A 14,120-nucleotide genomic window follows, 5' to 3' on the forward strand; every position below is an offset into this window, starting at 1 on the left:
TTATCATGGTGAAAAAAATTATGCTCGGACTCGTCTGCGGTTCGATTGTGTTCACAGGGGCTGTCTTGATGAACGGGACCCCGCATGCTGCACAAGATATCGACAATCCCGTGTCGATTGACAGCAATTATGTTGCAGAAACAGCCGGGGGGAACGAAAAATCCACTCCGAATAAAAGCGGCTCGGAGCCTCAGCTACAGAAACTGCCGGTCACGCAAACAACTAACGGCGTTGAGGTTATCGTTCATTCCATCCGGCGGACCGTACAAACGACGGATTTCGAAATTACGATCAAGAACGGGACCGCGAACGAAACCGTTACGGTTGACCCAACCCGTCTTACCGTACAGGCGAATCATTCGAACGCGGACAAGTCAAGCGAAAAGGTCGGGGCTTCCCCAACCAATCCGGACTTTACCGGTGCGACGATCCTGCCCGGTAAAGAAAGGCACGGCTGGATCAGCGGCCAAGCTTTAACGGAGAAAGAGCTGGAGAGTTTGATCGTGGAGCTTTCGTTGGATGGAAGCGAGCAGAGAGCTTTCTCGTTCGCCATCGACTGCAAAAATCTTAAGTTTCGTATGCTTTGAGCGACTTACTGCACAACGAGCCGTGGCCCCGAATAGGTGCCGCGGCTTATTTTTTTCATAGCCGGAAAAATACGGATAAATCGGCGCGTCATCGATGCCTTGCGCTATTGACACACTGCCAATTTCGAAGATATTATAGATATAATAACTCTACAATCGATGACGAAAATTACTAAAACGGCGAAGTATGCTCTGCACCCATGCTGTTTTTTTGCATTATTAAAGACATACTGAGTCTTCGATGTCCAATATCTTATCCACAGGAGGTCGGGAATGATGGGAAATGTATGGCATGAGCGTTTTAATTCGGAGGAATATTATTATGGGGAAGAGCCTAACGTATTTATTCAACAACAAGCTTTTCGATTAGAACAATGTCCCAAAGTTATCGCGTTTGCAGAGGGCGAGGGCCGGAATGCCGTCTTTTTAGCAAAACGAAATCATGAAGTGACCGCCATTGACTATGCGGAGAGCGGCCTGCACAAAACGAAAAAACTGGCCCGGAAGCATGGCGTGGACGTGCATACCCGAAAACTGGACCTGTTGGCAGAGGATGTGCCGAACGAGGAATATGATGCCGCCATCATGGTGTTCGGACATTTTCATAAAGACGATCAGGCCATGATTCTCAATAAAATGAAAAACGCCATAAAGCCTGAAGGCATTATGATGCTTGAGGTATACTCCAAGGATCAATTAAAGTACGGTACCGGCGGCCCCCCGGACCCGGATTTGCTCTACGACCCCCAAGAAATTCTTGCCTGGTGCGAAGGCCATGAGGTGGTCCATTTCTTCTATGGCGAGCAAGAACGGGTGGAAGGGAAGGCGCATACCGGTTTAGCGCATGTCATTCAACTTGTATTGAGAAAAAAATGAGAAATCCGTCAGGCACGCAGGTTGCCGCGGATGCCCCAAGTGTCCCATTTTGCATCACTGTATCGGATCGAATCGGCGAATGTGTCCCGAAATGGGACACATTTTTTTGCGCGTTCCTTTCATTTCCCGCACTCCGACGGTTGGCACAATAATTGCTTTACTTAGGCTCAGAAAGGCAATCAACTATTATCGATTGGGAGGGTCTACATCATGAGTTCGTTTACGAATGAGCGTATTGCGGCCACGGCGGTCAGCCCCAACCTGAGAAATTACGAGCAGGCGCGGGGACAGTTTCGATGGGAGGAGGTGGAGAGCGAGTTCACCTGGCACGAAACCGGAAAAATCAATATGGCGTACGAAGCGATCGACCGGCATGCCGAGTCCTCGCGCCGGGACAAAATCGCACTGTACTACAGCGACGGCGAGAGAGAAGAAGCGCACACTTATGGGCAAATGAAAAGCAGCTCCAACCGCTTCGGCAACGTGCTTCGTCAACTGGGCATTGGAAGAGGGGACCGCGTGTTTATTTTCATGCCCCGTTCTCCCGAGCTGTACTTCGCGCTTCTCGGGATTATTAAAGTCGGCGCGATTGCCGGTCCTTTGTTCGAAGCCTTTATGGAAACGGCCGTGAAGGACCGCTTGGAAGACAGTCAAGCCGTGGCGATTGTCACGACGCCTTCCCAGCTTCCGCGCATCCCGGTTCAAGAGTTGCCCCATCTGAAGCATGTGATTCTGGTCGGGCACGATCTTCGGCTGGAGGAGGGGCAAGTCGACTTCCACAAAGCAATGGAAAGCGCTTCCGAGGAGCTGGAGCTCGAATGGATGGACCGCGAGGACGGCCTGATTTTGCACTACACCTCCGGCTCCACCGGCAAGCCCAAAGGCGTGCTTCACGTCCACGATGCGATGGTTCAACATTATTATACGGGTAAAATCGTGCTTGACCTGAAGGAAGACGACGTGTATTGGTGCACGGCCGATCCGGGCTGGGTGACCGGCACGTCTTACGGCGTTTTTGCTCCGTGGCTCAACGGCGCGACGAACGTGATCCGCGGGGGACGGTTCAAGCCGGCGGACTGGTACGCCACCCTGCAAAAGTACGGTATTACCGTCTGGTACAGCGCGCCTACCGCCTTCCGCATGCTGATGGGAGCCGGAGACGAGCTGGTATCCGGGTTCGATCTCTCCAGACTCCGCCATGTGCTCAGCGTCGGCGAGCCTTTGAATCCGGAAGTCGTCCGCTGGGGGTTGAACGTATTCAAGCAGCGCATCCACGACACCTGGTGGATGACGGAGACCGGCGGCCAGCTCATCTGCAATTACCCCGGGATGGCGATCAAGCCGGGCTCGATGGGCAAACCGATTCCGGGCGTGGACGCGGCTATTTTGGATGACGAGGGCCGTATTTTGGAGCCTTACTGCATGGGAAATTTGGCGATCAAAACAGCATGGCCGTCCATGATGCGCCGCATTTGGAACAATCCTGCCAAGTACGAAGAGTATTTCCGTTTCCAGGGCTGGTATGTGTCAGGAGACTCTGCTTTCCGCGACGAGGACGGATACTTCTGGTTTCAAGGCCGCGTTGACGATGTGATCAACACCTCGGGCGAGCGGGTCGGCCCCTTCGAAGTCGAGAGCAAGCTGGTAGAGCATCCGGCGGTTGCGGAGGCGGGCGTCATCGGGAAGCCGGACCCGATGCGGGGCGAAGTGATCAAAGCGTTCATCGCGCTGCGGGACGGTTATACGGCATCGGAGGAGCTGAAGGAGCAGATTGTCCAATTTGTCAAAACCGGCTTGTCCGCTCATGCGGCGCCTCGTGAAATCGAGTTCAAGGACAAGCTGCCCAAAACGCGAAGCGGCAAAATTATGCGCCGCGTGCTGAAAGCGTGGGAATTGAATTTGCCGGTCGGCGACATGTCGACGATAGAGGATTAAGCTTCGGATCATAAACAGAGATGGGGGATATAACGGGATGCGTATTATTTTTATCGGATTGCCGGGTGCGGGCAAGGGGACCCAAGCCGAATTCATCCAAGCGAAATTCGGCATACCGCATATTTCAACCGGAGACATGTTCCGTGCCGCGATGTCGGAAGGAACGGAGCTCGGCCTTGAGGCCAAAGCGTATGTCGAGAAAGGGCAGCTGGTGCCCGACGAGGTGACGATCGGCATCGTAAAGGAACGGCTAAGCCAAGAAGATACGGCGCGCGGCTTTTTGCTGGACGGATTTCCGAGAACGGTATCTCAAGCGCTGGAATTGGAGCGGGTACTCGTTGAAGGGCGGCGGCGGATCGACCTTGCGTTGCATTTGGACGTAGACAGCGGCAAGCTGCTCGGACGTCTGACCGGACGGCGGATTTGCCGGTACTGCGGCGAGACGTACCACGTGATGTATCGCCCTCCGCAGGAAGAAGGGAGCTGCGACAAGTGCGAAGGACCGCTGTACCAGCGGCCGGACGATACGGAGGAAACGGTAACGACTCGGTTGGAAATTAATGTAAAGCAGCAGAAGCCGCTGCTGAAATTTTATAAAATGAGAGGCCAGCTTCGTTCGGTGGACGGAGAGGCCGGAATGGACAAGGTATTCGAAGACATTTGCGATATTCTCGGAGGCTTGCACGTCAGAGCCAGATAAAGCGGGCAAGCCGCTTGTCGACGACAAAAGGGGCAGATCCGCTGCACGAAGCGGGCCTGCCCTTTGCTTTGTTCGCTCGTAAACCGGTACCGGCTTACGGCGTCATTTGAAATTCCTTCAGCTTCCGGTAGAGCGTACTCCGCGTAATGCCAAGCACCTTAGACGCCTCGGTGATCGTCTTCGTTTCGCTCAGCACCTGCTCAATCATCCTTCGCTCGACTTGCTTGAGCGGCTCGGCCGCCCTCGGCTTTCTCTGATAATATCCTTTGAGCGCTCTCGGCAGATGCTCTACCCGGATCGCAGCTCGTTCCCGTCCGGCCAGCAGGTAGGCGCGTTCCATCACATTTCGCAGTTCCCGGATATTGCCCGGCCACGGATATTGAACCAAGGCTTGCAGCGCTTCGTCGCTGATGCTGTCCGCCCCGTCGCCGTGGACTGTCTGAAATTCGCGAAGAAATTCCCGGCTTAAATGCTCCACATCCTCCGGGCGCTCGCGAAGCGGAGGGATCGTGATTGACAAGACGTTCAGACGGTAAAACAGGTCCGACCGGAACGAGCCGCTGTAGGCGATTTCCTCTTGCAGATTCCGGTTCGTCGCAGCAATAATCCTTACGTTGACCGCCCGTTCTTTATTTTCCCCCAGTCTCATAATCCGCTTCGACTCGATGGCTCTTAACAGGACGACCTGAAGATCCAACGGCATGTCGCCGATCTCGTCGAGAAAAAGAGTTCCGTCGTTCGCGGCTTCGAATTTGCCGATGGCCCCGCCTTTTTTGGCGCCTGTGAACGCTCCTTCGATATAGCCGAACATCTCGCTCGCGATCAGCTCCCGGGGCAGCAGGCCGGTGTTAACGGCGACCAGCGGGCCGTTCTTCCGTTCGCTTTGCTGATGAATCGCCTGGACCAGCACTTCTTTTCCCGTTCCGGTCTCTCCGGTAATCAGCACGTTGGCGCACGATTGGGACGCCAGCTTGGCGACCTCCAGCTCCAACTGGTATTCGGGGTTCAAGGTCCGGATGCGGTCGAATTGATAAGGTGCCCCCGAAGAACGGACGCTAGGCTTCGGCTTGAGCAGAAGCATTTGCTGACCGGTTGTTCCGTAAGGATGCACCTCGAATGCGTGATGGATTTGCTGCAGCAGCGTCGGCGTGAGGAGCTGTCCTTCCGTTAACCGGGTCAGCTCTTCCGCTTTTTTGCTCATGTACACAATATGCTGCCGCTCCGATAGAACGACGATCGCTTCATCACTGATCCGGCCCCACGACTCCAGAATGATTTCATTCAGTTGGCCGGGCTCCCGGCTTTTTTCTTTAAACGGCTTCGGGGCAATATTGCGCTGCGAGTCCCAAACAATTTCGAATTGCCCGTCCGGCATCGCTCTTCCGATCTTTACCGGTCTGGACAAATGGTGGTGGTCGCCTTCGACGAGCACCGTCCCGCAAGCGGTTTCAAGCTTCTTGTCGCTCAGGTGGTAAAAGACGTCCCGGTAATCCAGGCTCCCGGTTTCATGAATGCTGTCCAAGATCATTTTCGTGCCCAGATAAGTGTTGAACATGACCGACGAAATCACCTGCTGCGCGCCGAAGCGTTCGTGAAACGCGCTGACGAAATGCAGATTAGGCTCATTCTGAAGCGATTGAAAATAGCTGGCCGAGCCGTAATGCCCCGTTCCGTAGCCGGCGCCCATGGCCGCAATTTCCGTTTCCTTCGTGATCGGACTGAAGATGGGCAGGTGATCCGGATTCAAGCCCATTCGCCGGTACGCGCGATAGAACGGGATGACGCTCTGCCCGACGAGCGTTGTAAAGATGGCGTCGGGCCGCTTCACAATGATGTCTTCCAGCACGTCGTAGAAGGTCTGATGACCGAACGGCACATAGGCTTCGCCGACGACCGAGCCGTTTTTTTCCGCGAGATACGTGCGGACCTGCTGGTTCGTTTCTCGGGGATAAATGTAATCCGTGCCGATGCAGTAGACAGTCTTCCCGAAGTGCTCGGTCAAGTAATCGAGTAGCACATGAACCTGCTGGTTAGGCACCTCCCCGGTATAAAAGACGTTGGAATGGCATTCCCGTCCCTCATACAACGTCGGGTAGACCAGCAGGCAGCCGTATTTCTCCAGCACGGGAAGAATCGCTTTCCGGCAAGCCGAAGTATAACAGCCGATGAACACTTTCACGCCGTCTTTTGCAAGCGCTTCCGCTTCTTTCGCGCTTTTGGCCGGGTCCGAGCAAATATCCCGTACGATCGCTTCCACGTTCATTCCGTTTTGGTTAAAATGCTCGATGGCCAGGATGGCCGCATCGCATTGTCCTCGTTCCGTCAGGGCGGTCGTGCCAGTTAATGAAAACAATAAACCGACTCTGGTATTCATCGAACTCCGCCTCTCCTTGGTAGGTTTGTGTCTTTATTATAACAAAAATCGAACCGTTTGAAATTGGGGGTTGACTTTTTTCTTATGGCTCGTGTGTAAAAATAAGACAGTGTATCATTTTGCGACAGTCACTGGTCTGTGGATGGTTTTAACGCTTTCTGCACAGGAACGGGGCTGTGATTGTATCAAATTAAGACAATCGGCGGCGTGTTTTGTAAGCGGTTTCTTTTATCTGGCGGTAAATTTCATTGGCACGGATTTTGCTTTAATCCCGGTTAAGTCGGTCGGACGATGAGATATTTGTCCCGGCTGATGCAAAACACACCAAGGAGGGGTTTTCGATGAGACATGGAGACATTTCCAGCAGTCAGGACACAGTAGGGGTGGCAGTGGTGAACTATAAGATGCCGCGCCTGCATACCCGGGCGGAGGTTCTGGACAACTGCCGCAGGATCGCCGATATGATCGTTGGGATGAAGCAGGGATTGCCCGGCATGGACCTCGTTGTTTTTCCGGAATACAGCACCCACGGCATTATGTACGACGAGCAGGAAATGTATGAAACCGCTTCCTCCATTCCGGGAGAAGAAACCGCCATCTTCGCCGAGGCTTGCCGGAAGGCCAACACGTGGGGCGTGTTTTCCTTGACCGGGGAACGGCACGAGGCTCATCCGAACAAAGCTCCGTACAACACCTTGATTCTCATGAACAATAAAGGGGACATCGTTCAAAAATACAGAAAAATCATCCCGTGGTGCCCGATCGAAGGCTGGTATCCCGGCGACTGTACGTATGTCGCGGAAGGGCCCAAGGGGCTCAAAATCAGCCTTATCGTCTGTGACGACGGCAACTATCCCGAAATATGGCGCGACTGTGCGATGAAGGGAGCCGAGCTGATCGTGCGCTGCCAAGGCTATATGTACCCGTCGAAGGACCAGCAAATCATCATGGCGAAAGCGATGGCCTGGACCAACAATACGTATGTGGCCGTAGCCAATGCGGCCGGCTTCGACGGCGTTTATTCTTATTTCGGCCACTCCTCGATCATCGGCTTTGACGGGCGCACGCTTGGGGAATGCGGCACGGAGGAAAACGGCATCCAGTACGCCGAGCTGTCGGTTTCGCTAATCCGCGATTTCCGCAAAAACGCCCAATCCCAGAACCATCTGTTCAAGCTGCTTCATCGCGGCTACACGGGACTCATTCATTCCGGGGACGGCGACAAAGGAATTGCGGAATGTCCGTTTGACTTTTACCGTACCTGGGTGCTGGATGCCGAGAAGGCGAGGGAAAACGTAGAGAAGATCACCCGGTCGACCGTCGGAACCGCCGAATGCCCAATCGAGGGAATTCCTCACGAGGGCAAGCAAAAGGCGGCTGGAGGCTGACATGACGTTCATCGCGGAGAAGCTGAAAACGATCCATCAGCGCCAGGAACAGGCTACCGAAGAAGAGGAGGACCGCTCTTCTTCTCCCCGGACCGTGACCCGGTTTCGTTTTGACGTCGATCGCGTTATGCAGCAGGTCCGGTCGAAAATTTTCGGGCAAGACGAAGTCGTCGGACGGTTGGAGGAGATGCTGAGGGTCGTCTGGTCCGACATTTCGGAGCCGAACCGGCCTTTGTACGTGGCGTTATTTTTGGGACCGACGGGGGTAGGGAAGACCGAAACGGTGAGAGCGTTGGCGGAAGCGATTCACGGCAGCGCCGAGGCCTTTTGCCGGATCGATATGAATACGCTGGCCCAGGAGCATTATGCCGCCGCGTTGACCGGAGCGCCTCCCGGTTACGTAGGAAGCAAGGAAGGCACGTCGCTCTTCGATACGCAGCGCATCGAGGGCTCTTACGGCAAACCCGGCATCGTGCTGTTCGATGAGCTGGAGAAAGCGAACGACCAAGTGATCTATTCGCTGCTGGGTGTGCTGGACAACGGGATGATGGTCTTGTCGTCAGGAGAGAAAACGATCAATTTCCGCAACAGTATTATTTTTATGACCAGTAATTTGGGGGCACAGGACATCACGGAATTTGCCGACGGGAGCATGAAGGCTTTCTGGAAAAAACTTGGATGGTATGCGCAGCCCCGCCATTGGGGGGCTTCCGAACGCGAGCTTCTGCGGACTATCGTACAAAAAAAGTCGGAGCGCCGGTTATCGCCCGAATTTATCAACCGCATCGACGATATCTATGTATTTAACTGGCTACGGCGCGACGGGCTCGGACCGATCCTGGATTCGCTGCTGGATTCGCTCAACCGCCGGGTCCTGAAGCATCGCTGCATGGTGCTCCTCGACCCGTCCGCCAAGGAGGTCATAGCCTCTCTGGGATTCGACAAGCAGTATGGCGCGCGCTCGCTGAAAAGAGCCGTCAGAACCTGCATCGAAATCCCGCTGGCCGGGCTGCTCGGAAACCGGCGGCAGGATGATCCGTTCGTGACATATTACGTGCGGGGGAGACGTAAAGGGCTGGCGTGGTACGAAGACGACGAACGGCTGGTATACGAATCTCAGGAGGTGACAAGATGAGCGCCGTTGGTCTGCTGTATGTCGGCGCGGTACTGTTTCTGAACGGCTTGATGCTGCTCGGCCGCATAGATGGCAAGAGCGCAGGCGTGTTCAACCTGTTTATCGGAGCCATGCAGGTGATTACCCCGTTTTATATGATCTTTACTTCAGGGGGAGACGCATGGACGATATTTCAGGCGTCCGGTATTTTTCTGTTTGGTCTTACCTATTTATATGTAGGAATTACGAACTTGTTAGGCGTGGATGCGAGCGGCGTCGGTTGGTATTCGTTATGGGTCGCCGTTCTTGCCGTCGGCTATGCGGCCATCAATTTTCTTCACTTTCACGATGAAAAGTTCGGCATCATCTGGCTCATGTGGTCGTTCCTGTGGACCTTGTTTTTTGTTCTGCTGGCGCTCAAGCGCAATATTGGCGCATTTGTCGGTTGGGTGACGCTTATTCAAGCGTGGGTGACGGCGACGATTCCCGCTTTTCTTATCCTCATCGGCGAATGGGAGCGCATCGGCGCGGGCGTCACGGAAGCGGCAGCGGGCCTTACCGTGGTTGCCTATGGGATTGCGTATGCGCTGACCCGGTGGAAAGCCCCGCGCGGGGTAGAGGTGTCGCCATAAGGTGAAAAATTGGAGTCCATCGTCCGATATATATACTACATTGAAACGGATTCGGCAGGACTGTGAGGATAATGAACTACAAATCTTTTTTTTACATTTTTCTTGTGATTGTAATCGTGTTATTTCTAGTGATGGCTAGCAAGCAGATAAATGCTTTGTTCGTTCTATTGTACTTTGGGGTGCTGTTCGTTTTCTCCAAGTTTATTCAGGGCAAGGCCGCCAATCTGTGGATTATGGTTTTAAACTTGGTTGTACTATGTTATCTTCTTTATTTCAAAATAAGTTAGTTCGAATTATGAAGCCGCGGCGTATTGCTGCTGGGGCTTCTTTTTTTACCACTTTATTGGCATTCGCTCTAAAGATTTCTAGTTGTCAAGCCGATATACAAGCTGAATCCTTTCTATAGGATGTGTCAGGTTACTACCAGCTTGGAGGCTTAGGAAAAATTGAACAAAGTCCAGTTGTTTCTTACACTCATTTTATTAAGTGCCCTCATCACCGCTTGCGGCGGACCGAGACCGATGGCGGCAACAGAGCCGGAAAAGGAAAGGGCTTATTGGGCAATGAAGGATTACATCGACTCGCATTTGATAGAAAAAGTGCTGTCCGATTACTTCGAAAATCTGGGTGACGGCGAGCAGCCGGTGATCCCAAAGGATTTCGACTACAAGATGCGCTCGTTCTCAACGTATAAAGGAAGTCGAACGAATAAGACTGAGCTTCTTGACAGGAGCTTAAGCTATGTCGACAAAAAACCGGTCTTTCCAACCGTCGATCCGATCGTGATCCGAATGAGGCCGGTGATCAATGAGTTGAAGGCCGCGTTGGCTGAAGCATACGATTACTACGAGATGAAAAACTATGTCGACGATAATTTCGCCAAGGGCAAGGAACTGCATGCGAGAATAAGACAGGCGTGGGCGGCGCTATACCCAATCAGAGAAGAATTTTCCGCAGCGATGAGAAATCTGGGCGCCGAGCTCAGAAAAGCGCACCTGGAAAGCTATACGAGCGACAAGCAGGATTTCCGGTACAGTACCTTAAAATTGGTGGTCGATGCCGAAGCGATGTCCGCGGAGTTGTCGCATCAAGGCATTACGGCTGACAACGTGCTGGATTTGGATATGAATGCTTTCAAACCGAAATACGACGTGCTTGTGGAAGATCTCAAGATTGTCACTCAGCAGTATCAGGTCATGGTCGACAAAGATAGTTCCGATAAATATAAATATGAAAAATACGTAAATGCGGCCAAGGAGGTTAAGGCTGCTGCCTCGGAAATGGTTGAGCGGGTGAATAAGCAGGAAAAAGTAGAGAAAGTCCCTTCACCAAACGACTACCAGTATCCAAGCGGTACTCCCGAGAAATTCAGCAGTAAGGTTGGTAGCGTTGCCTCGGAGTATGAACATATTTTTTAATGTCGTAAATGAGCAGGGGACGGCTTGCAGGTATGAAAAAGAAGTTGTATCATAAGAATAAATAAGGAGCCGTGCGGCTAACACGACTCCTATAGTACAGTAGGCCGCTTCAAAGGCGGTCGGCTTCAAAGTAAAGTGAGTCAGGGAAATAGACCGTTACCTTACCAGAGTGGGCGGTCTATTTCTTTTTGTTTTGGGTAAGCACGATGACGATGGTCACAACCAGCGTCAGCAGCGCAATAAGAAGCGAACCGAAGCCGATCATGAGCGTCAGAGCGTCTTTAACCTCCACAGGCATCACCTCCCTTCCGAGAGGCTAGCCGACCGCCCTTGCAAGCCGTTCTAGTGTACAGGAAATAGTATACATCATTTATTCTTCGGCAATCTACTACTTCGCTCGGCTCGACACAAAAGCCGCAACAGCATTTGCCGCCGCGGCTTCCGTTCTTGTTTACATAAACTTCCTATTCTGCTTCTTTCCGTCGTAGGTGAACAGCACCGGCTTCGTTTCGATGACCGATTCCAGATGCACCGTCTTCCCCCACAGCCGGTGAATATACGGGAGAGTCCGTTCCACATACTTCAAATCGAGCTCGATACCCTCGTACATATGCTTCAAATACAGCTCGCCGTTCTTTTCGAAATCCCCATTCTCGACGACGATATAAGGAAAGCCGCCGTTGACCCGGGAATACACGAGCTGGTCGCGGATTTGTTCCCAAGACTTGTCGGTAATTTTCCATTCCGGCCCCTTTTTCTCGAAAATGTACAAATCGAGCTCGTCGCACAGCTTCTTGGTCATGTAGTTGCGGATGAACGATAGGTCGGAGTCGAATTCGCGCACCTCGAAGATCTTCTGCCGGCCTTCGCCGCCTTTATAGCCGAAGCGGTCGCGGTCCTCCTGTGACGGCTGATCCCAGCGCTTCTCGATGTCCTCGAAAATTTTCAGTCCCAGGTAATACGGATTGAGCGTATGGCGGGAAGGGACGACAACGGAGGAGTTCAGCTTGGAGTATTCGATCGTTTCGGAGTCGGTCAGATCGAGCTCCCGCATAATGCGCTGATGCCAGTAGGAGGCCCAGCCTTCGTTCATAATCTTCGTCTCCAGCTGCGGCCAGAAATACAGCATTTCGTCCCGCAGCATCGTCATGATGTCGCGCTGCCAATCCTTCAGGTAAGGGGCATGCTCCTCGATAAACAGCATCAGATCCTTCTCCGGCTCGGGCGGAAACTTCGCCGGGGCTTCTTTGGTGTTCGCCGTCTTGGCCGCAGGCTTCTCATCCAAATCCCACAAATCCTCGTAGCCGAACTTGCGCTCCGAAGGCTTTTTCGGATCGTCCGCCGCTTCTTCCCGGCCACTGCTTCGTCCGCGATACGGCTTCGTGATCAGCGGATCGATATGCTCTTGAATGGCAAGCACGGCATCGATAAACTGTTCCACCTCGTCCGTCCCGTATGCGATCTCGTACTGGCGGATGCGCTCGGCCGTGGCGGACATGCTCTCGACCATGTTGCGGTTCGTTTTGGAGAAGCGGACGTTGTTTTTGAAAAAGTCGCAGTGCGCCAGCACGTGCGCCACGATCAGCTTGTTTTGGATGAGCGAATTGCCGTCGAGCAGGAAAGCGTAGCACGGATCCGAGTTGATGACAAGCTCGTAAATTTTGCTGAGTCCGAAATCGTACTGCATTTTCATCTTATGAAAAGTTTTTCCAAAACTCCAGTGAGAGAAACGGGTCGGCATCCCGTAAGCGCCGAAGGTGTAAATAATATCGGAAGGGCATATCTCGTAACGCATCGGGTAAAAGTCAAGACCGAAGCCGCTGGCGACCTCGGTAATTTCCGCGATGGCGTATTCCAATTGCTTGATGTCATCCGCATTCACTGGGCGATCCTCCCCTCCGCGCCCTTCGGGAAAAAGGTTTTGAGCGCCTTGTACACTTCGCCTTTCTCACGAATGACGTAGTGCACGAATTTCGGATCGTGAATGTTCCGGTAAGCGGACATGAGCGTGCTGCTGCGGTTATATTGATTTACTTCGCCGTATCCGAACAGATTCGCCCGCTTGATCAACTCGCCGATCAGCCGCACGCACCGCTCGTTGTCCGATGTCAAGTTATCACCGTCGGAAAAATGAAACGGATATATATTGAAACGGGACGGCGGATAACGCCGGTCGATCAAGTCCACCGCAAGCTGATAGGCCGAAGAGCAGATGGTGCCGCCGCTTTCGCCTTTGGTGAAAAATTCCTCTTCCGTCACTTGCTTGGCCTCGGTATGGTGGGCGATGAAAATGATTTCCACCTGCTCGTATTTCGTCCGCAGGAATCGCGTCATCCAGAAGAAAAAGCTGCGTGCGATATATTTTTCGAAGGACCCCATACTGCCGGACGTATCCATCATGGCGAGCACCAGCGCGTTCGAGTGAGGGGTGACGATTTCGTCCCACGTCTTGTAACGCAGATCGTCCGGACTGATATGATGAATGCCGGGAGCCCCCGAGGTGGCGTTCCGTTTCAGATTTTCGAGAATCGTCCGCTTCTTGTCGATGTTGGACATGATTCCTTTTTTACGGATATCGTTGAAAACGATTTCTTTGGTGGTGACATTGTGCTTTTCCTTCTGCTGCAGGTTTGGCAGCTCCAGCTCTTCGAAGAGCAAGGACTGCAGCTCCTCCATCTGCACCTCGGCATCATAGTAGTCGTCTCCCGGCTGATCGCCGGCGCCCTCGCCCTTGCCCGGACCGGAAGCGGGCTGCGGGTCTACCCCGAGCACGTCCCCGACCTGGCTGTCCCCGTCGCCTTGCCCCACATGCTTGCTCTTGTTGTAGTTATAGCGGAAACGGTACTCATCCAGACTGCGGATGGGCACTTTGACGATTTGTTTGCCGTCCGACATGATGATGCTTTCGTCCGTCACCAGATCAGGCAGATTTTGCTTAATCGCTTCCCGGACTTTCTGCTGATGGCGGGTCTGATCCTGATATCCTTTGCGGTGCAGGGACCAATCCTCGCGGGATACGGTAAATAAAGGCTCTGTCATGCGGAACACCTCCTGATAGCTTTTGGATCAAAGCTGGCTTCGATAGCGCGGTCAAAA

At 53.2% G+C, this 14,120-nt stretch carries 12 protein-coding genes; 8 read left to right on the forward strand and 4 right to left on the reverse strand.

The features are described 5' to 3' along the window. Positions 1-5: 5 nt before the first annotated feature. From KQX66_RS13590 to KQX66_RS13605, 4 genes are all read left to right on the forward strand, one after another. On the forward strand, positions 6-587 hold the full coding sequence (locus KQX66_RS13590) for a hypothetical protein (RefSeq protein ID WP_216793214.1): 582 nt from the start codon (positions 6-8) through the stop codon (positions 585-587). A gap of 276 nt (positions 588-863) precedes the next feature. Continuing rightward, positions 864-1,463 (forward strand): class I SAM-dependent methyltransferase, encoded by a 600-nt coding sequence (locus KQX66_RS13595; RefSeq protein ID WP_216793216.1) that lies wholly within the window; start codon positions 864-866, stop codon positions 1,461-1,463. A 210-nt stretch (positions 1,464-1,673) separates the two neighbouring features. Then, positions 1,674-3,398 (forward strand): acetate--CoA ligase, encoded by a 1,725-nt coding sequence (acsA, locus tag KQX66_RS13600; RefSeq protein WP_216793218.1) that lies wholly within the window; start codon positions 1,674-1,676, stop codon positions 3,396-3,398. Between the two features lie 37 nt (positions 3,399-3,435). Beyond that, entirely contained in the window at positions 3,436-4,098 is a 663-nt protein-coding gene (locus KQX66_RS13605) for an adenylate kinase (protein WP_216793221.1), read from the forward strand. Positions 4,099-4,192: 94 nt separating this feature from the next. Here the strand turns inward: KQX66_RS13605 and KQX66_RS13610 are convergent, their stop codons facing one another. Next, positions 4,193-6,472: a transporter substrate-binding protein gene (locus KQX66_RS13610; RefSeq protein WP_216793223.1), complete on the reverse strand. Its 2,280-nt coding sequence runs from the start codon at positions 6,470-6,472 to the stop codon at positions 4,193-4,195. A 341-nt stretch (positions 6,473-6,813) separates the two neighbouring features. Here KQX66_RS13610 and KQX66_RS13615 point away from each other — a divergent pair, with 341 nt between their 5' ends. The 4 genes from KQX66_RS13615 (at position 6,814) to KQX66_RS13630 (ending at position 11,024) form a co-directional block, all read left to right on the forward strand. Next, positions 6,814-7,860 carry an aliphatic amidase gene (locus KQX66_RS13615; RefSeq protein WP_216793226.1) on the forward strand — a complete coding sequence of 349 codons (1,047 nt, stop codon included), beginning with the start codon at positions 6,814-6,816 and terminating at the stop codon, positions 7,858-7,860. Between the two features lies 1 nt (position 7,861). Continuing rightward, positions 7,862-8,995 (forward strand): AAA family ATPase, encoded by a 1,134-nt coding sequence (locus tag KQX66_RS13620; RefSeq protein WP_216793228.1) that lies wholly within the window; start codon positions 7,862-7,864, stop codon positions 8,993-8,995. Continuing rightward, positions 8,992-9,606 carry an AmiS/UreI family transporter gene (locus KQX66_RS13625; RefSeq protein ID WP_216793230.1) on the forward strand — a complete coding sequence of 205 codons (615 nt, stop codon included), beginning with the start codon at positions 8,992-8,994 and terminating at the stop codon, positions 9,604-9,606. The genes KQX66_RS13620 and KQX66_RS13625 overlap by 4 nt, the downstream gene beginning before the upstream one ends. A 446-nt stretch (positions 9,607-10,052) precedes the next feature. Continuing rightward, the gene (locus tag KQX66_RS13630) at positions 10,053-11,024 is read left to right on the forward strand and encodes a DUF3829 domain-containing protein (RefSeq protein WP_216793232.1); all 972 of its coding nucleotides are present in this window, start codon (positions 10,053-10,055) and stop codon (positions 11,022-11,024) included. A gap of 178 nt (positions 11,025-11,202) precedes the next feature. Here the strand turns inward: KQX66_RS13630 and KQX66_RS37380 are convergent, their stop codons facing one another. The 3 genes from KQX66_RS37380 to yhbH form a co-directional block, all read right to left on the reverse strand. Further along, entirely contained in the window at positions 11,203-11,316 is a 114-nt protein-coding gene (locus KQX66_RS37380) for a putative holin-like toxin (protein WP_246062970.1), read from the reverse strand. Between the two features lie 159 nt (positions 11,317-11,475). Further along, complete coding sequence (locus KQX66_RS13635) at positions 11,476-12,906, reverse strand: SpoVR family protein (protein ID WP_216793234.1); 1,431 nt, start codon at positions 12,904-12,906, stop codon at positions 11,476-11,478. Then, positions 12,903-14,063: a sporulation protein YhbH gene (yhbH, locus tag KQX66_RS13640; RefSeq protein WP_216793236.1), complete on the reverse strand. Its 1,161-nt coding sequence runs from the start codon at positions 14,061-14,063 to the stop codon at positions 12,903-12,905. The genes KQX66_RS13635 and yhbH overlap by 4 nt, the downstream gene beginning before the upstream one ends. Positions 14,064-14,120: the final 57 nt, after the last annotated feature.

The sequence above is a fragment of the Paenibacillus oleatilyticus genome, from assembly GCF_018998565.1.
In the GTDB taxonomy this organism is placed as follows: Bacteria; Bacillota; Bacilli; order Paenibacillales; family NBRC-103111; genus Paenibacillus_G; species Paenibacillus_G oleatilyticus.

Excerpts from the sequence above, each read along its gene's own strand:
- KQX66_RS13590 (WP_216793214.1), top strand. The coding sequence starts at position 6 with ATGGTGAAAAAAATTATGCTCGGACTCGTCTGCGGTTCGATTGTGTTC.
- KQX66_RS13595 (WP_216793216.1), top strand. The coding sequence starts at position 864 with ATGGGAAATGTATGGCATGAGCGTTTTAATTCGGAGGAATATTATTAT.
- acsA (WP_216793218.1), top strand. The coding sequence starts at position 1,674 with ATGAGTTCGTTTACGAATGAGCGTATTGCGGCCACGGCGGTCAGCCCC.
- KQX66_RS13605 (WP_216793221.1), top strand. The coding sequence starts at position 3,436 with ATGCGTATTATTTTTATCGGATTGCCGGGTGCGGGCAAGGGGACCCAA.
- KQX66_RS13610 (WP_216793223.1), bottom strand. The coding sequence starts at position 6,472 with ATGAATACCAGAGTCGGTTTATTGTTTTCATTAACTGGCACGACCGCC.
- KQX66_RS13615 (WP_216793226.1), top strand. The coding sequence starts at position 6,814 with ATGAGACATGGAGACATTTCCAGCAGTCAGGACACAGTAGGGGTGGCA.
- KQX66_RS13620 (WP_216793228.1), top strand. The coding sequence starts at position 7,862 with ATGACGTTCATCGCGGAGAAGCTGAAAACGATCCATCAGCGCCAGGAA.
- KQX66_RS13625 (WP_216793230.1), top strand. The coding sequence starts at position 8,992 with ATGAGCGCCGTTGGTCTGCTGTATGTCGGCGCGGTACTGTTTCTGAAC.
- yhbH (WP_216793236.1), bottom strand. The coding sequence starts at position 14,063 with ATGACAGAGCCTTTATTTACCGTATCCCGCGAGGATTGGTCCCTGCAC.